Source organism: Ochrobactrum sp. P6BSIII (assembly GCF_014138065.1).
Lineage (GTDB): Bacteria > Pseudomonadota > Alphaproteobacteria > Rhizobiales > Rhizobiaceae > Brucella.
On record NZ_JACGXB010000013.1, the window covers coordinates 42,734 to 69,000 of the forward strand.

Genomic DNA, 26,267 nt, shown 5'->3' on the forward strand with positions numbered 1-26,267 from the left:
CGGCAGCTCGGAAGCTCGGAAGCTCGGAAGCTCGGAAGCTCGGAAGCTCGGAAGCTCGGAAGCTCGGAAGCTCGGAAGCTCGGAAGCTCGGAAGCTCGGAAGCTCGGTCTATTTCAAGGGCTGAACCTGATATGTCAGGCTGCCCGCCGTCACTTCTTCGATCGTGATGGTCAGGTCGCGAATCTCGATCATTGACTGTGCGATCGGAAATTCGACTGTTTGCCCGCTTGCGGGATGTTGCAGGTCGTGGCCGGAATAGCCGCGAATTTCGAACTGCATTTTGTCCGCTTCGATCCCGACGAACAGAATGTCGTAGATCGTGCCGCTTTCATTCGCATCGTAGTCCTGCGCGCGGGGAAGGTCTGTTCCTTTGCCATAGGCGCGTGGCGGAACGATCGGATCGCCAGACAGGATGAATTGCGTCCGGCCAAAGCTGTCCGGTGCAGGAGCAGGATTTTCATTGATGTCTTCTGTTTGCGCCGCGACAGCTCCCTCCGCTGCTTGCGCAAGGCTCTCGGTAACGGAACCGCAAAAGCCAACGGAAAGGCCAGCGAGGCATGTCAAAATTGTTCGTCTCACAACATGCATTCGGCTTCGCAACTCCCGTTAATAGACATCACGCTCTCGCATCTTTGCCATGATCATTCCAGCTGAAAAGCGCCCCGAATTCACTCGGAAAACACGCAACTTGCTCATCGCTTTGCATGACGCGGCAAGAATCATACTTGGCGCGTTGGTGGTGACCTGAACTTGATGGCTTGGAAGAACGGAATAATACTGGCGGAGAGAGAGGGATTCGAACCCTCGATACGGTTTCCCGTATACACGCGTTCCAGGCGTGCGCCTTCAACCACTCGGCCACCTCTCCGTCTGCCTTGCTGTCGGGGAAACCGCGTTAAACGGTGAAATCTGACTGCAAACGAGATACCGCATTTTGTCTGGCGCTGGTTATTCGCCAACATGCGGTAGCGGCGCGCAATATAGCCAGAATACGCATATGATCAATAGCTCTTTGCAAGTTTTTACGCCAAATCTGCCGAACCTGTGCAAAGAGTCGCGTTCGTCTCGTAACGCACTGTTTTTAAACAATATATTTGATCGCTTTATTTTGTTGCACGAAGGACTGAGGGACAATGCCTTCCTTAAGTCAGGTTTTGGCGGTATGAAAAGGCACAGGTCGGTGATGTCGGGACGCGCCCGACGCGCTTGAATATGTGCCTGAAGGTCTGGGGCAGGGAATCGTGATCCGATTTGTATTGCGTAGTTTCGCGGTTATTTTTCTGGCGTTGGCGGTTCTCTTCGCCATTCTCGATGGCGCCCGTTCCGTCGGCGCGTCGAAGCTGGTTGCCAAACCACTGCTTTCCATGTGGTCGCGTAATGCGCCGGAAACGCTGGCCGATGCAGAATCGTTCGTGACGCACTATATAGGAGCTACATTCTGGAACGCGGTCTGTGTTCCAGCGCTCGGGCAGCCCGGATGGCTCTTCTTCGGCGTGCTCGCATTGTTGTTCTATGTGATTGGTCATCGGCGCGGACGTCCTCTGGGGCGCTTCACGGCCTGACCGTCCATTCCGCCACAGGGCTACAGGAGGTTGAAGTCTATGAGTTTCCTCGACAGCTATCGCAAGAAGGTACAGATGCCCTCCACGGACGAGGCTTTGCCGGGTCGCGCAATAGCCCTTCCAACGTCGGCAACGCATTTCGTCTCGGGCCATCCGTTGAAAGGCCCATGGCCGGAAGGCTTCAAGCAGATCCTATTCGGCATGGGCTGTTTCTGGGGCGCGGAGCGGCTGTTTTGGCAGGTGCCGGGCGTCTACGTGACGGCGGTGGGTTATGCGGGTGGCATGACGCCCAACCCGACCTATGAAGAAACCTGCACGGGGCTGACCGGCCATGCCGAAGTGGTGCTGGTGGTTTATGATCCGAAAGTCGTGAGCCTCGATGAGCTGCTGACCCTGTTCTGGGAAGAGCATGATCCGACGCAGGGCATGCGACAGGGCAACGATATCGGCACGACCTATCGTTCGGTGATCTACACCTTTGATGACGCGGATCGGGCGGCGGTTGAAAAAAGCCGCGATGCTTATGGGAAAGCGCTGGCAGGGCGCGGTCTCGGCCCGATCACCACGGAAATCGAAGATGCGCCGGTGTTCTACTATGCCGAGGATTATCACCAGCAATATCTGGCGAAAAATCCGAACGGATATTGCGGCCTGCGCGGAACTGGCGTGAGCTGCCCGATCCCGCTGGCACAGTAAAACCGTCTCGAAAAAAAGAATCGCGCGGATTATCGCGCGATTTTCTTATTCATGATCAGCATGCCGGCATAGTGGCCGTCGAGCTTTTCGAAATCCACCCAGCCGATCTGCCGGTAGAGGTCGGGCTTGTCCGTATAGAGATAAGCCTCGCCGTAGCCAAGTTCTGCGGCAGCCTTCTCGATGGCGTCGACAAGGCTCTTGGCGATGCCTCTGCCACGATAGTCCGGCAGAACAAACACGCTGGCCACCCATGGCTTCAGATGTGGGTGCGTTTCCAGATCATTGTCGATCAAAAGCGCAATTCCTGCCAGTTCCCCATCAAAAAGCGCTATGCGTGCAATCTGACCATCGTTGGCCTGCACGAGATTGTGGAAGTCTGTGACGGTCTGTTCCAGCGTTCCGCCGCAAAATTCGCCCCATTCGCCAAAATTCCATGTGGCGCAGGCAGGAATGAGGTCGGGACGGCCGGCTAGGTCGATGATTTCCAGCATTATTTTACCAGTGCGGAGGTTTGGTAACCGGCACATCGGGCGCGGTCTGTTCTTCCAGTTCCAGAAAACGGTCGGTCAGCGCGCCGAGCTTCTTGGAAAGCTGATCGATGAGCTTCCATTGCTCGGCCAGCACGGACGATAATTCGTCGATGGTCTTTTCCTGTTCGGCGACGCGAATTTCGAGCTCGGTCAGGCGTTGGTCCGCGGTCATGGTTGGGTTCCGTCATGTCAAGAATCTCAAGCATGCATCCTAGCAGAGAAACATGTCACTGCGTTAGGATCAGCGCCCCGTTTGCCACTTCATAATGGCGCAGGCGCTTGAGAAAAGTCATGCCGAGCAGGATGTCGGACAGCGCTTCATCGCGCAGCACGATTGCCTCGACATTTTCCACGCGAATGCGCCCGATCTCCACGCTGCTGAGCACAGCGCGCGCTGCCGGTGTTTCGCCATTGGCTGTCGAAACACGATAACGAAAATCGTCGGGCCGCAGCGAAATGCCCATGCGCCGGGCGGTGCTGGCATTGATGGCAACCGAGCTTGCACCGGTGTCAATCAGCCCGCGCAGATTCTGGCCGTTGAAACGGATATCGGTGATGAAATGCCCGCGGCTGTCGGGCGCAATCTGCGCGCTGCGTCCGCTATAGGCGGAAGGGTTTTGCGGGGAGGACGTGGAGGGCGTTGCCGTCGCGGCTTGCTCGACCGTTGCCGACTGGAATCTCTCGAAGAGAACAGGAAAGGCCGTGGCCAGTCCCGCCAATATCAGAACAATAAAGAAAATCCGCGCCATGCTTACCCCGCTTTAAAGGCAGAGTATCCGGCGCGGATTACTGTCTGGTTACGTTTTAGAGCGGTTCCGGTTAAAACGAATCGTGGAACCGCTCTAACTTTTTGTTTTTACGCATTATCCTACGCAAAACAGCTACGCACTTTTGCTGAAAATGCTCTAGCTTATTTCGTGCCGTACATGCGGTCGCCCGCATCGCCGAGGCCTGGAACGATATAGCCCTTTTCGTCGAGGCGCTCGTCGATGGAAGCGGTGTAAACATCCACATCCGGATGCGCCTTGGTGAAGCGCTCGATGCCTTCAGGCGCTGCCAGCAGGCACAGGAAGCGGATATTGGTCGCGCCGCGTTCCTTCAGCTTGTCGATGGCGGCAATGGCCGAATTGGCGGTGGCGAGCATCGGATCGACCACGATGATGAGGCGATTGACGATGTCTTCCGGCGCCTTGAAGTAATATTCGACCGGCTGCAGCGTGTCGTGGTCGCGATAGAGGCCGATATGGGCGACGCGGGCTGCGGGCACCAGATCGAGCATGCCTTCCAGAAGGCCGTTGCCTGCGCGCAGGATCGAAGCGAAGACCAGCTTCTTGCCTTCGAGGATCGGCGCTTCCATCGGCATAAGCGGGGTCTCGATCTCCATGGTGGTGAGTTCGAGATCGCGCGTCACTTCATAGCAAAGCAACAGCGAAATTTCTTTGAGAAGCCGCCGGAAGCTGGCTGTCGAAGTCTCGCGCTTGCGCATGAGGGTGAGCTTGTGCTGGACAAGCGGATGGCTGACGACTGTAACGCCCATGATCTTTCCACTTTTCTTGTTATCGTTTTGAACTTTAGCGGCAGATTGCGCCGGAGAAAACGCGTGGCAAGCGCACACGCACAGTTTTATGTCTCTTTGGCCATTTTTCAACGCCGGTGCAAGCTCGTTTAAGGGCCATGATCACAAAAGGGGTAGTGATAAAACGTCTGTGCTTGTATCGTTCGGCACAAGCTTTATATGCATAACCGAAAATCGTTTTCGTCAGACTATTCAAAAGCAGGATGAGCTATGAGCCAGCAGAACGGCAATGCGGACCGCGTGGGCGCAAAAGGCGGCATGGAGCATTCATTCGGCTTCCAGTCGGTTGACGAAAACGATAAGCAGACCCTGGTCAACGACGTTTTCCATAAGGTCGCCAACAAATACGACGTGATGAACGATCTCATGTCGGCAGGCATGCACCGCGTCTGGAAAGATGCGATGATCGCCTGGCTCGCGCCATCGAAGCGCCCGGGCTGGACATCGCTCGATGTGGCTGGCGGTACTGGTGATATCGCCTTTCGCATTGTCGAGGCTTCGGGCCGTCAGGCGCATGTGACCATTCTCGACATTAACGGCTCGATGCTGGGTGTCGGTCGCGAGCGTGCGATCAAGAAGGGCCTTGCCGACAATCTCGAATTCGTTGAAGCCAATGCCGAGGAACTGCCCTTCGAGGATAACAGTTTCGACGCCTATACGATTGCCTTTGGCATTCGCAATGTGCCGCATATCGACAAGGCCCTGTCGGAAGCCTATCGCGTGCTGAAGCCGGGCGGCCGGTTCATGTGCCTCGAATTTTCCGAGGTCGAACTGCCGATCCTCGATAAGGTCTATGACCAGTGGTCGTTTCAGGCGATTCCGCGCATCGGCAAGATGATTACCGGTGATGCGGATTCCTACAGCTATCTGGTCGAATCGATCCGCAAATTCCCTAAGCAGCAGGATTTCGCCGCCATGATCGAAACCGCCGGTTTCGAGCGTGTGAGCTATCGCAATTTCACCGGTGGTATTGCGGCGCTTCATTCGGGCTGGAAGCTTTGATCATGCCTGTCATGAATTCGGGCTTGGATGCAGGGGCGGGCACTATCGCATGAGTAATCTTTCCGCCGCTTTCCGGTTGGCGCGCGCCGGATGGATTTTGACGCGTGAAGGCGTGATCAGTGCGCTTCCCGTAGAAGGGCTTTCCGGTCTTCCGGCTTTCGGTCACAAGATTGCAGGCATGCTGGCGCGTCCGCGTGCGCGACACATGCAGCGTTCAGAGCGCATGTCCCGGGCGATGAACAAGCTTGGCCCATCCTATGTGAAGCTTGGCCAGTTTCTGGCGACCCGTCCGGATATTGTCGGGCGCGATGTGGCTGCCGATCTGGAGCTTTTGCAGGATCGTCTCGACTATTTTCCGCAGGCTGATGCGGTTGCGGGTATCGAAGGGTCGCTTGGTCGCAAGATCGATGATCTTTACCTGCAGTTCGATGCGCCGATAGCGGCGGCGTCGATGGCGCAGGTGCATCCGGCGGAAGTCATGAAGGACGGCAAGCCGACGAAGGTTGCGGTCAAGGTGATCCGTCCCGGCGTTCGCCAGCGTTTTGCTCGCGATCTTGAAGGTTTCTACATGGTTGCGCGCATTCAGGAGCGCCATGTGCCCTTCACGCGCCGCCTGCGTCCGGTTCAGGTTGTCGAAACGCTGCAACAGACCACCCGCATCGAGATGGATCTGCGACTGGAAGCGGCAGCGCTTTCCGAGATTGCCGAAAACATCAAGGGCGATGAAGGTTTCCGCGTTCCGCAGGTAGATTGGGAACGCACCGGTCGCGATGTGCTGACGCTGGAATGGATCGATGGCACCAAGATGTCAGATGTTTCGGCTCTGGCTGCGGCGGGCTTCGATCTGAAGAAGCTTGCCGAAACGCTGATCCAGTCTTTCCTGCGCCACACGCTGCGCGACGGCTTTTTCCATGCCGACATGCATCCGGGCAATCTGTTCGTCGATCCGCAGGGTATCATCGTTGCGGTCGATTTCGGCATCACCGGACGGCTCAACAAGCAGCAGCGGCGCTTCCTGGCAGAAATTCTCTATGGCTTCATCACGCGCGATTATATGCGCGTGGCCGAGGTGCATTTCGAAGCAGGCTACGTGCCGCACACGCATGACGTGGCAAGCTTTGCGCAGGCCATCCGTGCCATTGGTGAGCCGATCCACGGCCAGCCAGCAGAAACCATTTCCATGGCCAAGCTGCTGACGCTGCTGTTCGAAGTGACCGAGCTTTTCGACATGGAGACCCGGCCGGAACTCCTGATGCTCCAGAAAACCATGGTTGTCGTTGAGGGCGTGTCGCGCACGCTCGATCCGCATTTCAATATGTGGAAAGCAGCGGAGCCGGTTGTCGGCGACTGGATCCGCAAGAATCTCGGCCCGCAGGGCATGCTGCTCGACGCCAAGGATAGCGCCTATGCGCTGCTGCATTTCACCCGCAAGACCCCGGAACTGGTGGCGCGTGTTGAACGCGTTTCGGTTGCGCTGGATGATATGGCTGCCAATGGCTTGCGTTTCGATGCAGCGACGGCGGAGGCCATCGGTCGCGCCGAAGCCAAGCATTCGCGCTGGGGTCGCATCGCACAGGTGGTGATTGCAATTGCGCTGGCTGCGATAGCGATTAAGCTCTATATCTTGCTATAAACACACATTTAATGTGACATAACACGTTAAATGTGATTTCATTGATTGCACTTGCAATAAGCCGGTGCAATCAAATGGCCAGTATCACTATCCGTAATCTCGACGATGCCGCCAAGGAAAAGCTGCGTATGCGTGCTGCGCGCAACGGGCGTTCCATGGAAGAGGAAGCACGGCTTCTTCTGACCGGGCTGGAAGAAACTGCGCAGGTTATGCCTGCGCCTGCTGTTCAGAGCAAGGCTGGTGCGTCACTCGCGGGCAAGCGCGTTCTGCTCATCATCGGTGGCGGTATTGCCGCTTATAAGACGCCCGATCTGATCCGCCGATTGCGCGAGCGTGGCGCACAGGTTCGCCCGTTGATGACGGCTGCCGCCCAGCAATTCGTGACGCCGCTGACCATCGGTGCGGTTTCCGCCGATCATGTTTTCACTGATTTGTTCTCGCGAGAGGATGAGCAGGATGTCGGGCATATAAGGCTGGCGCGCGATGCCGATCTGATCGTCGTTGCGCCTGTGACCGCCGATCTGATGGCCAAGATGGCCAATGGCCTGGCTGACGATCTGGCCAGCGCCGTTCTGCTGGCGCGCAAGGTCCCGGTTCTGATTGCGCCTGCCATGAACCCGGCCATGTGGGACAATCCGGCAACCCGACGCAACCGTCTGACACTGGAAAATGACGGCGTGCATTTCATCGGCCCCGAGAAGGGCGAAATGGCGGAAAGCGGCGAAGCGGGAACGGGCCGGATGAGCGAGCCTCTGGCCATCGTGGCGGCAGTGGAAACTCTGTTGTCTCCGCGCGCACTGCCGCTGGCTGGAAAATCCATCGTCATGACGTCCGGGCCGACGCATGAGCCGATTGACCCGGTGCGCTACATCGCCAACCGCTCGTCGGGCAAGCAGGGCCACGCTATCGCAGCTGCACTGGCGCGACTGGGCGCAACGGTGCATCTGGTGTCCGGCCCGGTCACTCTTGCCGATCCCGAAGGCGTCGATGTCATTCATGTCGAGACGGCGCGGGAAATGCAGGCTGCCGTGGAGCGACATTTGCCCGCCGATGCGGCGATCATGGTCGCAGCTGTTGCCGACTGGCGCACGGCCAATGAAGCCGGACAGAAGATCAAGAAGAAGCCGGGAGAAGGCGCTCCAACGCTGGCCATGGTCGAGAACCCCGACATTCTGGCCGGTGTCGGCCATAGCGACAGGCGCCCTGGTCTCGTGGTCGGCTTTGCCGCTGAAACGCAGGATGTGGCCGACAATGCGAGAGCCAAGCTTGAGAAAAAGGGCGCGGACTGGATCGTCGCCAACGATGTTTCCTATGGCGCGGATGGCAGCAGCGTCATGGGCGGCGACCACAACCGCGTGCGGATTTTAAGCCGCTCCGGCATTGAGGAATGGCCGGAAATGAGCAAAGGCGAAGTCGCCGAAAAACTGGCTGCGAAAATTGCTGAACGGCTGATCGACGCGAAGCGCTGACGCATTGGCTGCGGGGAGATTTAGAAGAACTCGTCCAGCAGGCGGTAATAGGTGATCTTGGCGTCGTCGATGGCCGTTGCGCCATAGAGGTCGAGGAAAGGTTTAACCCACTCGTCGCCGAGATTGTAGCGGATGCTCCAGCAGGCGAGTCCCAGATCCTGATGGCGGTCTGCAAGGCCGAGCCTGCCGCAGTCGATAAAGCCGGTGAAAGTGCCGTCGCTTGCCATGAAATTTGGCAGGCAGGCATCGCCATGGGTAACGACAACATCTTCCCGCGACGGTTTCAGGCGGCATAGTTCGGAGAACAAATCTTCGGCGCTGCGGCCTTCGCGCTCATCATCGAAATCATCTTCATCGACCGCACCTGCTTCCACGCGCTTGCGGGCATGTTCAATGCGGTGCGCCAGCCGGTGGTCGAAAGGGCAGGCCGTGGGGTCGACGCTGTGCAGCGCCTTCAAGGCTGTTGCGAGAATGGCGACGATCCGGTCAGGCGTAAGAGTGCCGACAGATGACGCGAGGTCGGACCCGGCAAGGCGCGTCATCAGGAGAAAATGGCGGTCGGCCATCGTCTCAAAAGCGACAACCCTGGGGCAGGGCAGACCCTGTGCGGAAAGCCATTCAAGCCGGGCGCGCTCATCGGCCAGTTCGCTGACCGTGCTTGCCGGTTCGATTTTCAGAACAAGCGGTTCGTGCGCATCATGATCGAGCAGCAGAACATTGGCAGTCGAACGGCCAAGCTCGTCCTGCTGGCTGCTATAACCGGCAAGCCGATGCAGCAGTGCATCGGGCAGGTTTAGAGCAGCCAGAACAGGATCGGTCATAGCACCTTACCGCATCATGCCTTGTCGCGGACCTGATAGTCCTTGATGGTTGCAAAGCGGATGTTCTTCCAGCGCTCGGCTTCGTAATTGAGCGAAAAGCCGTTTTGCGCCAGGAACACCGGATCATTGTCGAGGTCATGCGCAATGTCAGCGCGATGAGATGCGATGAAGCGGTCGAGTTCAGCCGGATCATCTGCCGTAATCCACCGGCAGACCGAGAAGCGCGACATTTCAAAGCCGACCGGCAGCGAATATTCCACTTTCAGACGCTCGGTCAGAACGTCGATCTGGAGCGCACCAACGACACCGACAATAGCCGGAGAACCATCATCGGGCACAAACAGCTGCACGACGCCTTCTTCGGCCATCTGTTGCAGCGCTTCGCGCAGCTTCTTGGCCTTCATTGCATCGTCAAGACGCACGCGGCGCAGAATTTCCGGCGCGAAGTTCGGCACGCCACGGAACAGGATATCCTCGCCCTCGGTCAGCGTGTCGCCGATGCGCAGCGTGCCGTGGTTCGGGATGCCGACCACGTCGCCAGCAAAGGCTTCGTCGGCGATCTGGCGTGAACGCGCAAAGAAGAATTGCGGCGCAGACAGGCTCATCGGTTTGCCGGTGCGCACCAGCTTGGCTTTCATGCCGCGTGACAGCTTGCCCGAGCAAACGCGCAGGAAGGCGATGCGGTCGCGGTGGTTCGGGTCCATATTGGCCTGAATCTTGAACACGAAGCCGGTCATCTTGTCTTCGGTTGAACCGACCATGCGTGTGTCGGCCTGCTGGTCGCGCGGCGAGGGGCCGAAATCGCAGAAGGCTTCGATCAGGTCGCGCACGCCGTAATTCTTCAGCGCCGAACCGAAATAGACCGGCGTCATATGGCCTTCGCGGAAGGAAGCAAGGTCAAACGGACGGCAGACGCCGCGCGCCAGTTCCGTATTTTCCAGCCAGGCTTCACGCTCGTTTTCAGGCAGCAATGCGGCGGCTTCTTCCGGGCCGCTGACCTTGGTCGGCTGCTCTTCATTGTCCTGACGGCGCATTGTATTGTTATGCAGGTCGAACGTGCCTGCAAAGCTCTTGCCGGAGCCGATAGGCCAGGTGATAGGGGCCGTATCGAGCGCCAGCTTTTCTTCGATTTCGTCGAGGATTTCGAGCGGATCGCGCGCTTCGCGGTCCATCTTGTTGACGAAGGTGACGATTGGAATGTCGCGCATGCGGCAGACTTCGAACAGCTTCAGCGTGCGTGGCTCGATACCCTTTGCGGCGTCGATGACCATGACGGCGCTGTCGACTGCGGTCAGCGTGCGGTAGGTGTCGTCTGCGAAGTCTTCGTGGCCCGGCGTATCGAGCAGGTTGAAGATGCAGTCCTTGTATTCGAAGGTCATCACCGAGGTCACGACCGAGATACCGCGGTCGCGTTCGATGTTCATCCAGTCCGAACGGGTCTGAATGCGATCCTTCTTGGCCTTCACTTCACCGGCAAGCTGGATGGCGCCGCCAAACAGCAGCAGCTTTTCGGTCAGCGTGGTCTTACCGGCGTCCGGGTGCGCGATAATCGCGAATGTGCGGCGCTTGGAAACGGGATTGTCAGCAGGCATGAAGAAACTCGTGATGGCGAAATGTTGGACCGCGCAAATATGCGCCGCAAAGATGTTGCGCTGCATCTAGCAGTCATTGGGCAGAATCTCAACAAGCGCCGTGTCCCGCATAGGGCTAGAATTGAAAAAGCGGCACTGAACACGCCGCTTTTATAGAAATGATCAGGATTTTACCGGCTTTTGATGCCAAGACCGAAGGCGATGTAAGTCCAGCCCTGGAAAATCAGATCGATAGCCAGGAAAAGGCCGAGGATGAACAGGCTGTTGACCGGCCATTGAATGGCGATGATAAGGCCGAGCAGCGCTGTGATGACACCACCGGCCACGATCCAGCCCCAGCCGGATGCCGGTTTCGACTTGAAGCCCATCCAGACGCGGAAAAGGCCGGAGCCGAGAAGGGCTGCCGCCAGCAGGAATGTCAGAATGCCTGCCGCCAATATGGGGTTGATGAAGGTGATGACACCCGCTGCCGCATAAAGCAGGCCGCTCAAGAGCCAGAAGAAAAACCGGCCCCAGGTCTTCACGCCGAAAGCATGGATGATTTCGATCACGCCGGCGATCAGCATCATCATGCCGACATAGTAGACCGAAACGACCGTGGCCAGCACCAGATTACCGAAGGCGATGCCGCCCAGAATGAGAAGCGCCACGCCGAGCGCAACGAACCAGCCCCACTTGGATGTCAGCTCTGTCGGTAACACCGGATTGTCGAAATCTTTGTTCGTCGTTGCCATCGAATAACCCTCTTGTCCCTCGAATTGTCGTGACCCAATTTTCGTAACCCACGCAACAATATAAGGCATGCAGAGCGTTTGACCAGCATTGGCAGCGCGTGCCGGTCAGACCAGCCTGTTGGGCGCATGAAACCACGCCTGTTTCAGGCGCAGGCGACCATATCTCTTTGTTTTTGCGCATAAACTAATTCGTGGCGGTTGCACTTTTTTGGCCCGTTTGGCTCTATCTCTTTGCCGTTACACCTGTTTTAATCTCTATCGGCTACATATTTCAGGAACTTGACGCGGGGGCACTGCCGGTTTCCCGGTACTCAATTGTTGTTGGAAAAGTCTGTTCGATGTTCGATCTGGTTTCCCATTATTGGCCGCATATTCTGGCTGTCCTGTCGATTGTGCTGGGCACGATAGCGGCTATTCATGCGACCATGACCAAGGACGAAGTACGCACCGCACTTGGCTGGGTTGGCGTGATCGTGCTGTCGCCCATCGTGGGGGCGGTCGTCTATGCCATTGCGGGCGTCAATCGGATCAGGCGCTCGACACTCACCCAGCAGCGCGCGCAAGGGCATATCGCGCTTTATCACCTCTCGCATTTCGACACGACCAACGATCTTGTGCGCGCCGCGTTCGGGCGACAGTTCGGCGCCATGAAAATTCTGGGCGATGCCGTCAGCCTTTATGATTTCACCAGTGGCAATCGCATCGAAATGCTGGAAACTGGTGATGATGCCTATGCCGCCATGCTGGAAGCCATTGGCAAGGCCGAGCGCAGCATCTTGCTGGAAACCTATATTTTCGACCGCGACGCCATCGGCATCCAGTTTGCCGAAGCGCTGGGCGCTGCCGTCAAGCGGGGCGTGGAAGTGCGGGTGCTGATCGATGCGGTCGGCGCGCGTTACTCCATCCCGAGCATTGTGAGCCTGCTCAAGGAAAATGGTGTGACGGTCGATGTCTTCAACGGCAACATCATCATCGGTCTGCGCCTGCCTTATGCCAATCTGCGCACCCACCGCAAAATCCTTGTCGTGGACGGGCGATACGGCTTTACCGGCGGCATGAATATCCGCGCCGGTTTCGTGCGGGCGATTGCTGGCGATGCGGTGGCAATCGATACGCATTTCCGGCTGGAAGGACCGGCCATTGCCGATCTCTTCCACATCGCTTCCGAGGACTGGCGGTTTGCAACGGGTGAATTGCTGACCGGTGACGCATGGCGCATTGCCGCGCCGGAAAACCCGCCGGGTACAGGTACGCTGGTGCGCGTGGTTGGCTCCGGCCCCGACAAGAATGTCGAAACCAACCATCGCATGATGATGGGCGCTTTCTCGATAGCCGAGCAGCATATCCTCATCATGTCGCCCTATCTGTTGCCGGATCGGGAACTGATCAGCGCGCTGGTCACGGCGGCGCGGCGCGGCGTGTCGGTGGATATTGTCGTGCCGGGGGTCAATAATCTCAAGCTTGTCGATCGAGCGATGCGCGCCCAGTTCGACCAGCTTTTGAAGGATGGCTGCCGCATCTGGCGTGCGGGCGGCGCGTTCAACCATTCCAAGCTGATGACGATTGACGGCACCTGGTCCTATGTCGGCTCCTCGAACATCGATCCGCGCTCGTTGCGGCTCAATTTCGAGATCGATCTGGAAATTCTGGATCGCGATGTGGCGCGTCAGGTGGAAGAACGGATCGGCAAGGTCATCGAGGAAAGCCGACAGGTCAATCTGACCCGTCTCAAGAATCGCCCGTTTCTGGTGCGCCTGATCGACCGGATCATCTGGCTGGGTTCGCCCTATCTATGAGCCGGTTCTGCTTGCGGGTATCTCCGGATTGAGATTGTGCAACAGGTCTATTTATTTTCACGCATTTCCAGACGCAAAACCGTTTCACACTTTTGCTGGAAATGCTCTATCGCCGTCTTCAGGTCGAGATGCGCCTTGATCGGCAGATGGTCGGATGCCATGCGCGCCAGCGGCGTGTTGTGAACCTCCACCGAGGTCACGAGATTATGCGGTGCACCCATCACCCGGTCGAGCGCGAAGACCGGAAAACGTGACGGAAAGCTCGGCACCGCCGTTGCAACGTGGTTGAAGGTCGGCATGAGCGCGGCGAGCGAGGAACGTTTGCCGATGCGCCATTCATTGAGATCGCCGATCAACAGCGTCGGTAGCGTGTCGGCTTCCTGCAAGGCGGTGAGGATGCTTTCCGCCTGCTGCTCGCGGGAGCGTTTCAGAAGGCCCAGATGCGCGGCGATCACGCGCAACGGTCCCGCCGGAAATTGCAGGTCGGCGACAAGCGCGCCGCGTGGTTCCACGCCGGGCAATTTCAGCTGTTGCACATTGCGGACAATGCCCTCGCGAAACAGCAGCACATTGCCATGCCAGCCATGCCCCTTGGGCATTGTGGAGGTGATGGGGACGGGAATGAGGCCGTGGCGGCGTTCCAGCAGGCCAAGGTCGAGAAGCCCCGACCGTTCACCGAAACGCTTGTCGGCTTCCTGCAACGCTATAACATCCGCGTCGATTTCGCTGATGACATCTGCGGTGCGCTGCGGATTGAACTGCTTGTCGATACCGATGCATTTGTGAACATTATAGGATGCAATAACAATATCACCGCCAGTGATATTGGCGTTGAGAGGCCTGAAACCTGGCCTGTTGCGGATCGCCGTCAGGATCGACTTCGATATCCGGTTTGCTTCCTTTTTCTTCTGCACCCTTTTCACCCGTAAGGTCGTCAGTTCAAGATGAATATTTCAAATCTATACTCTTCTATATAGATAGTTTGCTATGCAATTTGAACAGAGCGGCTACGCACAATTGAGTGTTTAGGGCAGATGTTCAGCGGGCAATGAAACGAACCAGCCTGTCGGTCAGGCCGCGATAGGGCGGCTTGATGAGGTCGCTTGGGGCAGGCGCATATTTCGTCAGTATCGGCATGGCCTTGGAAAAGGTCAGGAACCCATCATAACCGTGATACTGGCCCATGCCGCTCGCGCCGACGCCGCCGAAGGGCAGGCTTGTGCAGGCAAAATGATAGAGCGTGTCGTTGATGCAGACCCCGCCAGCAACCACATGGGCGAGGATCGTCTCGATCTCGGCTGTATTTTCGCTGAAACAATAAAGCGCCAGCGGGCGATCATGGCCAAGAACATGGGCAATGGCGTCGTCGGTCGAGCGATAGCTGATGATCGGCAGTAGCGGTCCGAAAATCTCTTCCGCCATGATGGCGCTGGTCGCTTGCGGCTCAAGAATGAGCGTCGGCGTCATGAGGCGCGGTTCGGCGGATGGCGCGAGCAGCTCGACGATGCCTTCGCTCTTGTCCTTCGCATCGGCCAGCAGGCCGGTTAGCCGCTGCAACTGCGCATCGTTGATAATGGTGGTGCGATCTGGATCTGCGGACGCGCCGCCAAAACGAGCCTGCATTTCCGCGCGCAGCAGGGCAATGAACGCGTCGCGTTTGCTGTGGTGGATCAGTATATAATCCGGCGCGATGCAGGTCTGCCCGGCATTGAAGAACTTGCCGTTTGCGATGGCGCGTGCGGCCCGCACCAGATTGGCGTTTTCGCTGACGATGGCGGGAGACTTGCCGCCAAGTTCCAGCGTCACGGGCGTCAGATTGGCCGCTGCTGCTGCCATGATCTTGCGCCCGACGGCGGTGGAACCGGTAAAGAACAGATGGTCGAAAGGCAGGCTGGCAAAGCGGGACGAAAGCGCTGCATCGCCTTGCACCACGGCAACACGATTGTCCGGAAAGACCGTGCTGATGAGTTTTTGCAGAAAGGCCGCCGTTTGCGGCGTGTGTTCGGACGGTTTGATCAGGACATGATTGCCTGCCGCAATGGCGGCCACCAGCGGCGCGAGCGCCAGATTGACCGGATAGTTCCACGGCGCGATGACGCCCACGACACCCAGCGGCACGAAGCGAAGCTCTGCTTTCGCTGGCCATAATTTCCAGCCCGCCTTGCGGCGTTTCGGCTTCATCCAGCGCTTGAGATGATGCAGCGCATCATCGATTTCGGCAAAGACCACGCTGGCTTCGCCAAGCAGGGTTTCATGGGCGGAGCGGTTTCCAAAATCGGCGCTGATCGCCTTCGCCATGTCGTCAAGTCGGGCCGCCAGGCCAGCGCGCAGGCGCTTGAGATCATCGATGCGCTGTTCATAGGGCGGGCGATGCTCCAGCCATGACTGACGCAGACGGGCGAAAGCCGCGTCGAGATTATCGCTCATGGGTGAAATCCTCCGTCGACCGGGCGAACAGGAACTGCGCCACATAATAGGTGGCGAGCACCCAGAACCCGCTCAGCGGAATGTCGAAGCGAAACCGGTCATAGGCCAGCAGCGTGTCGCTGACCATGAAGCACACACCGCCCAATGCCGCCAGCCAGGCGGCATAGTGTTGCGGTGTTTCCGGTTCCGTGCCGGTTGCCCGGCTAAAAGCCTGCGCGGCCATGACGCCGAGAGCCGCAGCATAGATGATGACGGGGATTTTCATGGCCCCCGGCAGGGCCGTCCAAAGGCCGGTAATCACCGCAAATGCCGCAAGCGAGAAGACGACGAAGGCGCCCTTGTTCTGTGCAAAGCGGGTATGGCGCGACAGGGCGTAAATATAGGCGCAATGGGTGATGAGAAAGCAGATCAGCCCGGCCATGAAATAGTCGCCGGGCAGCATCAGGAAAAAGTCGCCAAGGGCCGCGAGGGCAAGGCCGAAGGCCACGGCAAAGCCATAGGATTTCGAGCGCGGCTTACCGGAACAGAGCACTGCCGCCAGCAGGAACAGCGTTGCGGTCGGCTTGGTGAGATAATGCAGCCAGCGCCAGAAAGAGGTCTCGCCATTATAGCTCAGCAGACTGCCCGCGATGGCGCAGACCGCGCAGAACAGGAACAGTCCATAGAGCGTCCGATTCCGCCCGAATTCCAGCAGACCCTTGTGCCGCATCTCAACTCCCCCGATTTATGATGTGGGTTTATTCTTGTGTTGCCGCCGCCTCGCGCCGCCTTTTGCGGCCGATGCGTTCGGCACGGGTGGAAAGCTCCGTATTCCCCTCAAGATCGGTTTGCAGGATCAACCCTTCCTGCTTCAGCCACCGGATAATCTCGCCGAATGCGCGGTCGTAATCGGGCTGTTCCATGGCGGGCCTCTTAGTCGTTCTGCCGAGACAAACAACGCACAATCTATTGCTAACTATTTGTTTTTACGCATATGAAAACACAAAACCATTCCATACTTTTGCTGGAAATGCGTTCCGTTGCAAGGCGGAAAATGTCACCGTCATGAACGCTTCAAATCTTGCCGCTATCAGATAGGCTTTCTGTTTGTGAACCGGGCAAGGTGCGTTTGATGAAGTCTCCGCTTTTTGTTGCAGCATTTTACGCCGTTGTTTCTTTGACGACTGCGGCCTTCGCGCAGGATTTCAAAAAGCCCACGCTGCTTGGGGAGATCGTGCTGCCAACCGGCCTGCAAATCGCAGGCGTCGAGTTCGGCGGCATATCCGGCCTCGACTATGATGCGGCGCACGACATCTACTACGCCATTTCCGACGATCGTTCCGAAAAGGCGCCAGCTCGGTTCTATACGCTCAAGATCGTTGCTGACGAAAAGGGGCTGCACAGCGTCGATATCCTTTCCACCGTCACGCTGTTGAATGCCGAGGGCAAGCCCTTCGCGATCAAGGATGTCGATGCGGAATCCATTCGTTTCCATGCGGGCACCGGCACGCTGTTCTGGACCAGCGAAGGCGACCGCAACGGCAAGCCAGCCGTGCGGGAATCGCGCATCGATGGCAGCCTGATCCGTGAATTTACCTTGCCCGATTATTACATCCCGAATGGCGACGGCACACGCGGCATTCGCGACAACCTGTCCTTTGAAAGCCTGACCTTTTCGCCGGATGGCAAAACATTGCTCGTCGGGCTGGAAAATGCACTGCTTCAGGATGGTGACAAGGCAACGCTGGAAAAAGGCAGTCGCGCCCGCATACTCGCTTTCGATATTCTGTCCGGCGCGGTGAAGGCGGAATATGCCTATGATACGGGCCCGATCTTCACCAAGGCGACCAAGCTGCCCTATTGGAACGACAACGGCATGTCGGAATTTCTCGCCTGGGGTGATGATCTGCTGACGGTCGAACGCTCCTATGCGCATGGCGTTGGCAGCCAGATCAATTTCTACCGCGCGCGTTTTGCCGGGGCGACCGATACTAGCGGCATGGCGACACTCAAGGATGTTTCGCTGACGCCGATGGCCAAGGAAGCTGTCCTGCGGCTGGGGGAAGGTGATTTCGGCCTCGACATCGATAATATTGAGTCGGTCACCTGGGGTCCGATAATCGGCGGCCGTAAAACAGTGGTCATCGCTTCCGATAATAATTTCAATCCGGAACAATTTACTCAGTTTGTCATGTTTCAGCTTGATGAAGAAGCAAATTGAATTCAGGTTCAAGTATAAATCAATTAAGTAAGCATGGCAATTCTTCTAAATAAACCTGCATCAACCCGATGTGGGTTTATACAGCCATAAGCTGTTCAAAATATTGTGTTTTATAAAAATTACAGTCCGGTAGCGAAAATGTGACATCAGACTGTCGTCAAATCGATTATATATTCCAGCTTCGCCTTGGGAGCACTTTCAATCTGGTCAATCAGATTGGTGCTCCTCTTATGTATCTTACGCACATCTTGCCCAAAAACCGTTTCACACTTTTTGGGATGTGCGGTTCACCATTCAAGAGGGAATACATGCTGTCACAAGCCAAGGTAGACCAACTCGGAATTACGATCGATGTGTACCAGAAAGCGGCGAAGCAGTGGGTTGCTTCCGGCATTTATGAAGGCCATCACATCGTCGTCGAAAACCAGACGCAGGGTACCGCCGTCAGCGCATGGCGTGACCGGGCGCTTTCCGTTTCGGATTGCGGAACCGCTCAATAGCATTTGAGTTTGTTTCAAAAGGCGGCCAACGGTTGGCCCGCCGCCAATTTCTTTTCAAAGCCGGGCTGTTACGGTCGATTTTCAGATGACTGCAACAGCCGTTACTATCAAATTCCTTGGGGCTAGCCCCCGCGTTCCTCGAACCCTTCGGCATTACCTTCGTCCACCTTGTGACGCAGATATTGCTTCAGCCGGTTGATATCATCGCTCTGCCAGTTTTCGGCGCCGGTGATGTCACGCCAGGCTTCCAGATAATGCTCAGGGGCATAGACATGTCCATGCCCCATGGGCGCGCTGTCGGCAAATGCCATGTCGACCACCAGTTGCAGCGCGGTCACGATCGGATACCAGCGTAAATCGGCTGATACATCGGGACCGCGCGGCTCTTTCATCCAGTCCGGCTCGCGATAGAACATGCTGCTGTTGAAGAACACGATGGCATCGCTGGCATATTGCAGATAGATCGTGCGCATCACGCCCCATTCGTTGCCATTGCCGGGCGCTTCGCCATTCTGGTTCATGAAGCGCACGAAGGCGCCGTCGCGCACCACGGGCAGCCATTCCGGCGTATCGGCATTGCGGCTGCGCGTCAGCGAACGCCACAGCGCGCTGGGGAAGGGCGGGCCGCTCCACAGGGCGCCATTCAGAGGCGCATCCAATATTTCAAACAGCGATACCGAGCTTTGCGAATTGAAAGCGCCGAGGCTCAGACCATGCAGATAAATCTTCGGTCGTTTGTCGACGGGCAGGCTTTTCCAGTAATCATAGACCGTTTCAAACAGCGCGCGCGCCGACTCCGCGCCATATTCCGGCTGGAACAGCAGCGATAGCGGGCTGTTCAGATAGGAATATTGCATGGCAATGCTGGCCACGTTACCGTCGCGCAAATATTCCAGTCCGATCATGGCGGATGGATCGACCCAGCCCGTACCGGTCGGCACGATGATCACCAGCGCAGACCGGTCGAAACCTTTCTGCCGCTTCAGCTCTTCAAGCGCCTGTTGCGCCCGTTCCTGCGGCGTCCGGCTGACATTGAGCCCGGCATAGACGCGGATCGGGTCCATGGCCGTTCGCCCGGTAAAGGCGGAAATCTCGGCTGCGGTCGGCGCGGTGGCGACATATTCGCGCCCGGCGCGTCCCAGATCCTCCCAGTTGATCAAGGAGGCGGCGCTGCCGGTCTTGTCGGGCGAGGATGGCTGCACGCGGTCCGGCTCCATCAGGGCGTCATAGCGCTTGAAGGACGCATCGAGCGATTTGAAGGCTGTATTGATCAGCACGCCATTGGCGACGGTCCAGATCAGAAAAGCCGTCACCGAGGCCGCAATGACGTTTGCAACGCGCCTTGGCATGATGCGGCGCATCTTCGCCGAGAAATAGCGGCCGATGCGAATGAGGATGCGGGCGATGATCAGCAGCACCAGAAAGACGGCAATGGCAATCGCGGTCAGGGTCGCGGGATAGGCGGAAGGCACCGGCGGCATATCCATGGCCGTGCGGATCGAGTTCTGCCAGCCAGCGGATGAGCGAAGGGCGATCAGCGCCACGGCAAGGCAGACAACGCCCACGACGATTTTCAGGATGGCGCGCTTGCGCCCCTGTATTTCCGGCAGTTCGAGATAGCGCCACAGCGCGCCGAAAAGCACGCCGATGCCATAGCCGATTGCGAAGACCAGCCCGCACAGCGCACCCTGAATGACATAGGTGCGCGGAATAAGGCTCGGCGTCAGAGCTGCGGCAAAGAACAAGGTGCCGAACGCCAGTCCGGTCGCGCAGAATGACGAGGTGCCGCGAAAAAGGGCGAGAACGAAGGCGCGCATCAGCACTTGCTCCAACGGAATTGCTCGTCTTTGGATATAGTTAGCACAAGACAGAGTAAAGGCCGTTGGCAGGATTGCTAATCGCGCTGCAATCTCCGCGAGACGAATCAATTGAGCCGGATTACCAATTGCGAGGGGCTGCTATGCGGCGGTTCTTCGCTCTTCATGGTCAGGGTGCCCACGGCGAATGTTCAGGCTTTGTGAAAGCTAAAGGCCGTGGGGCTGTTTGAACACGGTTTACTACGCCCTGACCGCCACGGCCTATGCGCTGCGCTGCAATCTCCGCGAGACGAATCAATTGAGCCGGATTACCAATTGCAAGGGGCTGCTATGCGGCGGCCCTTCGCTCTTTATGGTCAGGGTGCTCCCGACGAATGTCCAAGCTTCTCTGAAGCCAAAGGTCGTGAGGCCGCCACTACACGGTTACTAAGCCCTGACCGCCAAGGATCGAACAGCAAGACTAGTGCTTGCTTCTATAAGACAAGGAACTCTTTGCCCTTTATGGTCAGGGTGCCCACGGCGAATGTTCAGGCTTCTTGGAAGCTAAAGGTCGTGGGGCCGGCGCGATACGGTTGCGAACGCCCTGACCGCCAAGGGTCATGAGAAAAGGCTCAGCGCCTGCTTCCCGCGCACAACTGCCGCTGAATATTACTTCATTCTAAAACAGAGATACCGTATGGTTGCTGCGGTTATCCAGCCATCGATTTCGCTTGTTTAACAGTGCGTTGCGACCATCCGGCAGAAGCCTGTCGCGTGACAGATTTTGCATGTGACAAGCTGCCAGAAATCCTCTACGCCTAGTGATGGACCGCTACGCGGCGGTCTGGGGTGTCGTAGCCCCACACTGTATGGCTGGTGTCGCCAAAAGATGCCGAACCTTCGTCCTTTATGGTCAGGGTGCCTGCGACGTATGTCCAGGCTTCTCCTGAAGCTAAAGGTCGTGGGACCGTTACAGTGCGGTTACGAACACCCTGATCACCAAAGATCGAAGGGCACAGCGCGGGGGCGTACCGCGAGAGTGCACCGGGTGGAGACCGATCGTGACGAAAATGCTCAGTTTCTATGCAATCACCGATGACAAGATGACGGAATGGGATGACGTGTTCTTTGTGGACTTGGCAGAAGCCGAAGCTGCAATACAGAGGACACTGAAAGAATCCGAAGACCAGTTCGTCTTCTGGCCCCGTCCTATACGATGCCCCACGGCTCTTTACCTTGAGCGCGTCAGCGTTCCGTTCACCGAGGAAACACTGTTTGCCTTGCTGAATAATAAGGGGCCGCTCAGCGTTTTTGCGGAGCGGGAAGTCCTCAACGTGTATCCCACGAACGGGCGGACCTGGTTGGGGTCGAGCTTCTGCCCTTAGAGCGCCGATCTGATTGAATCAGATCGGCGCTCTAAGCTCTTTCCACTTGAAGCATAATCTTATCGATCCTCGTTTCACTCCGGTCGGATTATGCTCTTAGAGTACATCAGCAGGGGCGCCAGTCGGTCCTGCTGTTTTCCTGCCAGCCGCATTTGTGCAGCAGCGGCGTGTCGTCGGTGAAGCTCGGCCAGCCGACGCATAGATAAAGGCTGAAGCGCCAGTTCGTCGGCACGTCGAAAAGCCGTTCCATGGCCACCGGGTCGAGTATAGACACCATGCCGACACCAAGGCCCAGCGACCGGGCGGCGAGGTTGAGATTTTGCACGGCCATCGCCGTGCTTTGCTCCAGCGTGGAAGCCATCGACTGTCGCCCGAGGCCATGCCCTTCCGCCGGTTCCGTTTCCGTGAAAATGGCAAGCTGCAACGGGGCGACGGCAAGCCCCTCCAGTTTCAGGTCACGATAGGCCTCGGCGCGTGCGCCGTCGTAAATCTCTGCTGCTTTGCGGTTGGCCTGCCTGAAGGCATCATGGACCGCCTGACGCTTCCCAAGGCTTTCCACGGCGAAGACGCGCCAGGGCCGCGCATTGCCGACAGAGGGTGCATAATCCATCGCCTGCCGCAGTGCTTGAATCATCGTTTCGTCTATCGGATCGCTGCGAAAATGACGAACATCCCGTCGCCATTTCAGAAGCTCGAAAAAGGCGTCGCGATCAGCGTCGGTGAACTGCATATCTGTTTTCCTGAAGCTCAGGCCGGGCTTTGGCCGCACGGGGCATGCACCAGGCCCGGATAGCAAAAAAGCCCGCTTGCGCGGGCTTTTTGGGGTGCTTCTGAACCTTGGTAGTGGTCCGAAGACTTAGGAATGGTGCCCAGAAGAGGACTCGAACCTCCACGCCCTTGCGAGCGCCAGCACCTGAAGCTGGTGCGTCTACCAATTCCGCCATCTGGGCGACGAGGACCCATCTAAGGGGTCAGCTTGCCTCTGTCAATCGCGTTTTCGAAATTCAGTGAGCTTTTTTTCAAGCTGTCCGTTTTCCGTGTTGAAAACGCCATCGGGCGCGGTGTCGCGCCCGATAAAATTGGTGCCAACTGTGTGTCAGGCTTCCAGAATTTCCTTAGAGGCCACAGTCGAATCAGCATTAAGCCGGTAAATGATCGGCACGCCGGTATTCAGTTCCTGCTTGAGAATCTGTTCCGGCGTCAGGCCGTCGAGCGCCATGATGAGCGCGCGCAGCGAATTGCCGTGTGCAGCCACCAGAACGCTCTCGCCGCGCAGCACATGCGGCTGGATCTGATGCAGATAATAAGGCCAGACGCGCGCGCCCGTATCCTTCAGGCTTTCGCCGCCCGGAGGAGGCACGTCATAGGAACGGCGCCAGACATGGACCTGCTCTTCGCCCCACTTGGCGCGGGCATCGTCCTTGTTGAGGCCGGAGAGATCGCCATAGTCGCGCTCGTTCAGGGCCTGATCGCGGATCGTTTCAAGGCCGGACTGGCCCAGCTCATCCAGAATGTGCTGGCAGGTGGTCTGTGCGCGGCTCAGCACCGACGTATAGGCGATGTCGAACTTGAGGCCCGCAGCCTTGAGGCGCTGGCCTGCGGCCTTGGCTTCGGCATGGCCCTGTTCGGTCAGGCCCGGATCGCGCCAGCCGGTGAAAAGATTCTTCAGGTTCCATTCGCTTTGGCCATGGCGAACCAGGACGAGAGTACGAGACATATGCAATGCTCCGTTGGTGGGTAAATCAAAGCGCATCCCGAAAAGTGTGAAACGGTTTTCGGAAAAGATGCGCGTTCAAACAAAATAGTAGAGCGCCGATCTGATGAAATCAGATCGGCGCTCTAGTCACTCAGCCCGAGCACGTCGAGCATGGAATAGAGGCCGGGCTTCTTGCCATAAGCCCAGAGTGCAGCCTTGACCGCGCCGCGTGCGAAAATGGTGCGGTCCTCGGCGTGGTGCGACAGCACAATGCGTTCGCCGGGGCCTGCCAGAATCACCGAATGGTCGCCGATCACCGAGCCGCCGCGCAGCGTGGCAAAGCCGATGGTGCCTTCCGTGCGGGGGCCGGTATAGCCATCACGCGACCGCACGCTGTTGTCTTCAAGGCTGATGCCACGGCCTTCTGCTGCCGCTTTGCCGAGAAGCAGGGCGGTGCCGCTTGGCGCATCCACCTTGTGCTTATGGTGCATCTCGAGAACTTCGATGTCGAAATCCTCCGGACCGAGCGCCTGTGCAGCCTTCTGCACCATGACGGCCAGCAGATTGACGCCGAGGCTCATATTGCCTGACTTGACGATGGTGGCATGGCGGGCGGCGGCGCGGAACTTCTCTTCGTCTTCTGCCGCGCACCCGGTGGTGCCGATGACATGGACGATACGGGCCTGTGCAGCTAGACCGGCAAAGGCGACGCTGGCGGCGGGGCTTGTGAAGTCGAGCACGCCTTGCGCCTTGGCGAAGACCGGCAGCGGATCATCGGTGATGGTGACGCCAAGTGCGCCGACACCGGCCACTTCACCAGCGTCCTTGCCGATCAGCGGCGAGCCGGGGCGCTCGATGGCGCCAGCGAGTTTGGCACCATTAATCGACTGGATCGTCCGGATGAGGGTCTGGCCCATGCGGCCACCGGCGCCGACGACGACGAGGCCCATTTCGCTGTTTTGGCTATCCGGTTCACCGGTCATTCTGTCCTCCTGTGCCCGCTGGCACATCATCCGCAGTCAGTTCTTCGATTGTCGGTTCGGTCATATTATCAGCGCTGCCGCTCTGCAATTGATAGAAGCGGGCATAGACACCGTTCGGTATGGCAATCAGCGCGTCATGACGGCCTTCTTCCACCACGCGTCCCGCTTCCATGACCACGATACGGTCGGCATTGACGACCGTGGACAGGCGATGGGCGATGACGATGGTGGTGCGGCCCTTCATGATCGTTTCCAGCGCCTGCTGGACGCGCTTTTCCGATTCGTTGTCGAGGGCAGACGTTGCTTCATCGAGAAGCAGTACCGGCGCCTTGCGCACGATGGCGCGCGCAATCGAAATGCGCTGGCGCTGGCCGCCTGAAAGCGTCGCGCCGTTTTCGCCAATCGGCGTGTCATAGCCTTGCGGTTGTTGCAGGATGAAATCATGCGCATGGGCAAGCTGGGCTGCCTTGACGATTTCTTCTTCCGTCGCGTCCGGGCGTCCATAGCGGATATTGTCGGCAATGGTGCCTTCAAACAGGTAGGGCTGTTGCGACACATAGGCGACGGCGTGGCGCAGCGAGCGCTTGGTGACCTTGGAAATATCCTGTCCGTCGAACAGGATCGTTCCCTTGTCGAGATCGTAGAACCGCTGCACGAGATTGATGAGCGTTGACTTGCCCGCACCCGATGCGCCGATGATCGCCGTGGTTTCACCTGCCTTGGCGACAAAGCTGACGCCATGCAGAACCGGCGCAAGCTCGCTATAGGAGAAATACAGGTTCTCGAACTGGATTTCGCCGGGGCCGGGGTTCAGCGCCACTGCATCGGCGGCATCGCGCTGGTGCGGCTTGATATCCAGCACTTCATAGATCATGCGGGCGTTGACAAGCGCCTTTTCCAGCCCGACCTGAAGGCGGGCAAGACGGCGCGCCGGATCATAGGCCAGCAGCATGGCGGTGATGAAGGCGAAGGTCGCGCCGGGCGGCTGATGGTCGAGAATGGCGCGATAACCGCTATAGGCCAGCACGCCGGAAACGGCGAAACCGGCCAGTATTTCCGAAATCGGCGTCGTGCGTTCCGACACTTTGGCGATCTTGTTGCTGCGTCCTTCCGACATATCGATCAGATTGCCGATCTTGGCGCGCAGCTGGTCTTCCATCGTGAAGGCCTTAACGACTGCGATGCCCTGCACGGATTCCTGCATGGCGCCGAGAAGATGCGAATTCAGATGCACGAGATCGCGCGTGACCGAGCGGATGCGGCGCGAAATATAGGCGACGGCCAGAATGAGCGGCGGGCCGATCAGGAAGATCGCGACCGACAGCATCGGGTCCATGTAGAACATCATGGCGACCAGACCGATCAGCGAGATGAAATCGCGCGCAATCGACGAAATCGTCATGTTGAGCAGGTCGCGGATGCCGGAGACATTCTGGTTGATCTGCGCCGCCAGATGACCGGAGCGGGTGTCGTTATAGAAGTCGAGGCCGAGCTTCATCAGATGGTCGAAAATACGCTTTTGATAGCGCGCGACCAGATTATTGCCGATCTTGGCAAGCTCGACGGCCTGCACATAGCCGGAAAAACCGCGCAGGATGAAAATCGCCAGCAGCGTGCCGCAGATGACCCAGATCAGGGGCAGGTTCTGCTCATAGAAGATCTTGTCGATCATCGGCTTCATCATATAGGCGAGCGCGGCGTTGGATCCGCCGACGATCAGCGATGCGATGATGGCGATGATATAGTTCTTCTTATATTCACCGATATTCTCCGACATCATGCGCCGGATTACGCGGGTCGCTTCGCCCGTGTCGATTTTCTTCTTTTTCTTCTTGAATAAGCTCACGTGCAAAAGCGCTTCATTCCTGA

General features: G+C 57.8%; 26 protein-coding genes and 2 tRNA genes. 9 read left to right on the forward strand and 19 right to left on the reverse strand.

Annotation, left to right across the window (positions count from 1 at the left end; genetic code table 11):
* Positions 1 to 108: 108 nt before the first annotated feature.
* A complete protein-coding gene (locus FHW00_RS17830; protein WP_139364406.1) occupies positions 109 to 564 on the reverse strand; it encodes a hypothetical protein in 456 nt (151 codons plus the stop codon).
* A 214-nt stretch (positions 565 to 778) separates the two neighbouring features.
* A tRNA-Ser gene (locus tag FHW00_RS17835) sits at positions 779 to 868 on the reverse strand.
* Positions 869 to 1,241: 373 nt separating this feature from the next.
* On the opposite strand from FHW00_RS17835, the gene FHW00_RS17840 reads away from it, so the two are divergent.
* The gene (locus FHW00_RS17840; RefSeq protein WP_078339959.1) at positions 1,242 to 1,562 is read left to right on the forward strand and encodes a hypothetical protein; all 321 of its coding nucleotides are present in this window, start codon (positions 1,242 to 1,244) and stop codon (positions 1,560 to 1,562) included.
* A 39-nt stretch (positions 1,563 to 1,601) separates the two neighbouring features.
* Positions 1,602 to 2,258, forward strand: coding sequence for a peptide-methionine (S)-S-oxide reductase MsrA (gene msrA, locus FHW00_RS17845; RefSeq protein WP_078339883.1), 657 nt, complete (start codon positions 1,602 to 1,604; stop codon positions 2,256 to 2,258).
* A 29-nt stretch (positions 2,259 to 2,287) separates the two neighbouring features.
* Here the strand turns inward: msrA and FHW00_RS17850 are convergent, their stop codons facing one another.
* The 4 genes from FHW00_RS17850 to upp all read right to left on the reverse strand — a co-directional run bounded on the left by FHW00_RS17850 (position 2,288) and on the right by upp (position 4,325).
* A complete protein-coding gene (locus FHW00_RS17850) occupies positions 2,288 to 2,749 on the reverse strand; it encodes a GNAT family N-acetyltransferase (protein ID WP_078339884.1) in 462 nt (153 codons plus the stop codon).
* 4 nt (positions 2,750 to 2,753) lie between these two features.
* Positions 2,754 to 2,960 carry a SlyX family protein gene (locus FHW00_RS17855; protein WP_078339885.1) on the reverse strand — a complete coding sequence of 69 codons (207 nt, stop codon included), beginning with the start codon at positions 2,958 to 2,960 and terminating at the stop codon, positions 2,754 to 2,756.
* 55 nt (positions 2,961 to 3,015) lie between these two features.
* Positions 3,016 to 3,537 (reverse strand): retropepsin-like aspartic protease family protein, encoded by a 522-nt coding sequence (locus FHW00_RS17860; protein WP_078339886.1) that lies wholly within the window; start codon positions 3,535 to 3,537, stop codon positions 3,016 to 3,018.
* Between the two features lie 161 nt (positions 3,538 to 3,698).
* A complete protein-coding gene (gene upp / locus FHW00_RS17865; RefSeq protein ID WP_078339887.1) occupies positions 3,699 to 4,325 on the reverse strand; it encodes a uracil phosphoribosyltransferase in 627 nt (208 codons plus the stop codon).
* A gap of 249 nt (positions 4,326 to 4,574) precedes the next feature.
* Here upp and ubiE point away from each other — a divergent pair, with 249 nt between their 5' ends.
* From ubiE to coaBC, 3 genes are all read left to right on the forward strand, one after another.
* Positions 4,575 to 5,366: a bifunctional demethylmenaquinone methyltransferase/2-methoxy-6-polyprenyl-1,4-benzoquinol methylase UbiE gene (gene ubiE, locus FHW00_RS17870; protein WP_078339888.1), complete on the forward strand. Its 792-nt coding sequence runs from the start codon at positions 4,575 to 4,577 to the stop codon at positions 5,364 to 5,366.
* A gap of 49 nt (positions 5,367 to 5,415) precedes the next feature.
* Positions 5,416 to 6,999, forward strand: coding sequence for a 2-polyprenylphenol 6-hydroxylase (ubiB, locus tag FHW00_RS17875; RefSeq protein WP_078339889.1), 1,584 nt, complete (start codon positions 5,416 to 5,418; stop codon positions 6,997 to 6,999).
* A gap of 74 nt (positions 7,000 to 7,073) precedes the next feature.
* Positions 7,074 to 8,468, forward strand: a complete 1,395-nt coding sequence (gene coaBC, locus FHW00_RS17880) for a bifunctional phosphopantothenoylcysteine decarboxylase/phosphopantothenate--cysteine ligase CoaBC (protein ID WP_445557965.1) — start codon at positions 7,074 to 7,076, stop codon at positions 8,466 to 8,468.
* Between the two features lie 20 nt (positions 8,469 to 8,488).
* On the opposite strand, the gene FHW00_RS17885 is transcribed toward coaBC, so the two are convergent.
* The 3 genes from FHW00_RS17885 to FHW00_RS17895 form a co-directional block, all read right to left on the reverse strand.
* Positions 8,489 to 9,289 (reverse strand): APH(3')-II family aminoglycoside O-phosphotransferase, encoded by an 801-nt coding sequence (locus tag FHW00_RS17885; RefSeq protein ID WP_078339890.1) that lies wholly within the window; start codon positions 9,287 to 9,289, stop codon positions 8,489 to 8,491.
* Positions 9,290 to 9,303: 14 nt separating this feature from the next.
* A complete protein-coding gene (locus FHW00_RS17890) occupies positions 9,304 to 10,881 on the reverse strand; it encodes a peptide chain release factor 3 (protein ID WP_078339961.1) in 1,578 nt (525 codons plus the stop codon).
* A gap of 170 nt (positions 10,882 to 11,051) precedes the next feature.
* Positions 11,052 to 11,615: an HdeD family acid-resistance protein gene (locus FHW00_RS17895; RefSeq protein WP_078339891.1), complete on the reverse strand. Its 564-nt coding sequence runs from the start codon at positions 11,613 to 11,615 to the stop codon at positions 11,052 to 11,054.
* 338 nt (positions 11,616 to 11,953) lie between these two features.
* On the opposite strand from FHW00_RS17895, the gene cls reads away from it, so the two are divergent.
* The gene (cls, locus tag FHW00_RS17900; RefSeq protein WP_078339892.1) at positions 11,954 to 13,411 is read left to right on the forward strand and encodes a cardiolipin synthase; all 1,458 of its coding nucleotides are present in this window, start codon (positions 11,954 to 11,956) and stop codon (positions 13,409 to 13,411) included.
* 47 nt (positions 13,412 to 13,458) lie between these two features.
* Here the strand turns inward: cls and FHW00_RS17905 are convergent, their stop codons facing one another.
* The 4 genes from FHW00_RS17905 to FHW00_RS17920 all read right to left on the reverse strand — a co-directional run bounded on the left by FHW00_RS17905 (position 13,459) and on the right by FHW00_RS17920 (position 16,740).
* Positions 13,459 to 14,325 (reverse strand): endonuclease/exonuclease/phosphatase family protein, encoded by an 867-nt coding sequence (locus FHW00_RS17905; RefSeq protein WP_078339893.1) that lies wholly within the window; start codon positions 14,323 to 14,325, stop codon positions 13,459 to 13,461.
* 124 nt (positions 14,326 to 14,449) lie between these two features.
* Positions 14,450 to 15,838, reverse strand: coding sequence for a coniferyl aldehyde dehydrogenase (locus FHW00_RS17910; protein ID WP_113534784.1), 1,389 nt, complete (start codon positions 15,836 to 15,838; stop codon positions 14,450 to 14,452).
* Entirely contained in the window at positions 15,828 to 16,547 is a 720-nt protein-coding gene (locus tag FHW00_RS17915; protein ID WP_078339895.1) for a lysoplasmalogenase, read from the reverse strand. The genes FHW00_RS17910 and FHW00_RS17915 overlap by 11 nt, the downstream gene beginning before the upstream one ends.
* A gap of 28 nt (positions 16,548 to 16,575) precedes the next feature.
* On the reverse strand, positions 16,576 to 16,740 hold the full coding sequence (locus FHW00_RS17920) for a hypothetical protein (RefSeq protein WP_162762703.1): 165 nt from the start codon (positions 16,738 to 16,740) through the stop codon (positions 16,576 to 16,578).
* 209 nt (positions 16,741 to 16,949) lie between these two features.
* Between FHW00_RS17920 and FHW00_RS17925 the strand changes: the two genes are divergently transcribed.
* Entirely contained in the window at positions 16,950 to 18,038 is a 1,089-nt protein-coding gene (locus FHW00_RS17925) for an esterase-like activity of phytase family protein (RefSeq protein ID WP_078339896.1), read from the forward strand.
* Between the two features lie 308 nt (positions 18,039 to 18,346).
* Positions 18,347 to 18,538, forward strand: coding sequence for a hypothetical protein (locus FHW00_RS17930; RefSeq protein ID WP_078339897.1), 192 nt, complete (start codon positions 18,347 to 18,349; stop codon positions 18,536 to 18,538).
* A 122-nt stretch (positions 18,539 to 18,660) separates the two neighbouring features.
* On the opposite strand, the gene FHW00_RS17935 is transcribed toward FHW00_RS17930, so the two are convergent.
* Positions 18,661 to 20,355: an alpha/beta hydrolase gene (locus tag FHW00_RS17935; RefSeq protein WP_078339898.1), complete on the reverse strand. Its 1,695-nt coding sequence runs from the start codon at positions 20,353 to 20,355 to the stop codon at positions 18,661 to 18,663.
* Between the two features lie 1,040 nt (positions 20,356 to 21,395).
* Here FHW00_RS17935 and FHW00_RS17940 point away from each other — a divergent pair.
* On the forward strand, positions 21,396 to 21,719 hold the full coding sequence (locus tag FHW00_RS17940) for a hypothetical protein (protein ID WP_139364407.1): 324 nt from the start codon (positions 21,396 to 21,398) through the stop codon (positions 21,717 to 21,719).
* A 106-nt stretch (positions 21,720 to 21,825) separates the two neighbouring features.
* On the opposite strand, the gene bluB is transcribed toward FHW00_RS17940, so the two are convergent.
* The 5 genes from bluB to FHW00_RS17965 form a co-directional block, all read right to left on the reverse strand.
* Complete coding sequence (gene bluB / locus FHW00_RS17945; RefSeq protein ID WP_078339900.1) at positions 21,826 to 22,449, reverse strand: 5,6-dimethylbenzimidazole synthase; 624 nt, start codon at positions 22,447 to 22,449, stop codon at positions 21,826 to 21,828.
* Between the two features lie 133 nt (positions 22,450 to 22,582).
* A tRNA-Leu gene (locus tag FHW00_RS17950) sits at positions 22,583 to 22,669 on the reverse strand.
* 146 nt (positions 22,670 to 22,815) lie between these two features.
* Positions 22,816 to 23,436 carry a 2,3-bisphosphoglycerate-dependent phosphoglycerate mutase gene (locus FHW00_RS17955; protein ID WP_078339901.1) on the reverse strand — a complete coding sequence of 207 codons (621 nt, stop codon included), beginning with the start codon at positions 23,434 to 23,436 and terminating at the stop codon, positions 22,816 to 22,818.
* A 122-nt stretch (positions 23,437 to 23,558) separates the two neighbouring features.
* Entirely contained in the window at positions 23,559 to 24,398 is an 840-nt protein-coding gene (dapB, locus tag FHW00_RS17960; RefSeq protein WP_078339902.1) for a 4-hydroxy-tetrahydrodipicolinate reductase, read from the reverse strand.
* On the reverse strand, positions 24,388 to 26,244 hold the full coding sequence (locus tag FHW00_RS17965; protein ID WP_078339962.1) for an ABC transporter ATP-binding protein: 1,857 nt from the start codon (positions 26,242 to 26,244) through the stop codon (positions 24,388 to 24,390). Before FHW00_RS17965 ends, dapB begins: the two co-directional genes overlap by 11 nt.
* Between the last annotated feature and the right edge of the window lie 23 nt (positions 26,245 to 26,267).

Bases quoted from the DNA above. Each gene is read 5' to 3' on its own strand.
- upp (WP_078339887.1), bottom strand. From the start codon at position 4,325: ATGGGCGTTACAGTCGTCAGCCATCCGCTTGTCCAGCACAAGCTCACC.
- ubiE (WP_078339888.1), top strand. From the start codon at position 4,575: ATGAGCCAGCAGAACGGCAATGCGGACCGCGTGGGCGCAAAAGGCGGC.
- FHW00_RS17885 (WP_078339890.1), bottom strand. From the start codon at position 9,289: ATGACCGATCCTGTTCTGGCTGCTCTAAACCTGCCCGATGCACTGCTG.
- ubiB (WP_078339889.1), top strand. From the start codon at position 5,416: ATGAGTAATCTTTCCGCCGCTTTCCGGTTGGCGCGCGCCGGATGGATT.
- FHW00_RS17920 (WP_162762703.1), bottom strand. From the start codon at position 16,740: ATGGAACAGCCCGATTACGACCGCGCATTCGGCGAGATTATCCGGTGG.
- msrA (WP_078339883.1), top strand. From the start codon at position 1,602: ATGAGTTTCCTCGACAGCTATCGCAAGAAGGTACAGATGCCCTCCACG.
- FHW00_RS17935 (WP_078339898.1), bottom strand. From the start codon at position 20,355: ATGCGCGCCTTCGTTCTCGCCCTTTTTCGCGGCACCTCGTCATTCTGC.
- FHW00_RS17915 (WP_078339895.1), bottom strand. From the start codon at position 16,547: ATGCGGCACAAGGGTCTGCTGGAATTCGGGCGGAATCGGACGCTCTAT.
- FHW00_RS17850 (WP_078339884.1), bottom strand. From the start codon at position 2,749: ATGCTGGAAATCATCGACCTAGCCGGCCGTCCCGACCTCATTCCTGCC.
- FHW00_RS17855 (WP_078339885.1), bottom strand. From the start codon at position 2,960: ATGACCGCGGACCAACGCCTGACCGAGCTCGAAATTCGCGTCGCCGAA.
- FHW00_RS17890 (WP_078339961.1), bottom strand. From the start codon at position 10,881: ATGCCTGCTGACAATCCCGTTTCCAAGCGCCGCACATTCGCGATTATC.
- coaBC (WP_445557965.1), top strand. From the start codon at position 7,074: ATGGCCAGTATCACTATCCGTAATCTCGACGATGCCGCCAAGGAAAAG.
- FHW00_RS17930 (WP_078339897.1), top strand. From the start codon at position 18,347: ATGCTGTCACAAGCCAAGGTAGACCAACTCGGAATTACGATCGATGTG.
- bluB (WP_078339900.1), bottom strand. From the start codon at position 22,449: ATGCAGTTCACCGACGCTGATCGCGACGCCTTTTTCGAGCTTCTGAAA.
- FHW00_RS17925 (WP_078339896.1), top strand. From the start codon at position 16,950: ATGAAGTCTCCGCTTTTTGTTGCAGCATTTTACGCCGTTGTTTCTTTG.
- FHW00_RS17955 (WP_078339901.1), bottom strand. From the start codon at position 23,436: ATGTCTCGTACTCTCGTCCTGGTTCGCCATGGCCAAAGCGAATGGAAC.
- dapB (WP_078339902.1), bottom strand. From the start codon at position 24,398: ATGACCGGTGAACCGGATAGCCAAAACAGCGAAATGGGCCTCGTCGTC.
- cls (WP_078339892.1), top strand. From the start codon at position 11,954: ATGTTCGATCTGGTTTCCCATTATTGGCCGCATATTCTGGCTGTCCTG.
- FHW00_RS17860 (WP_078339886.1), bottom strand. From the start codon at position 3,537: ATGGCGCGGATTTTCTTTATTGTTCTGATATTGGCGGGACTGGCCACG.
- FHW00_RS17895 (WP_078339891.1), bottom strand. From the start codon at position 11,615: ATGGCAACGACGAACAAAGATTTCGACAATCCGGTGTTACCGACAGAG.
- FHW00_RS17910 (WP_113534784.1), bottom strand. From the start codon at position 15,838: ATGAGCGATAATCTCGACGCGGCTTTCGCCCGTCTGCGTCAGTCATGG.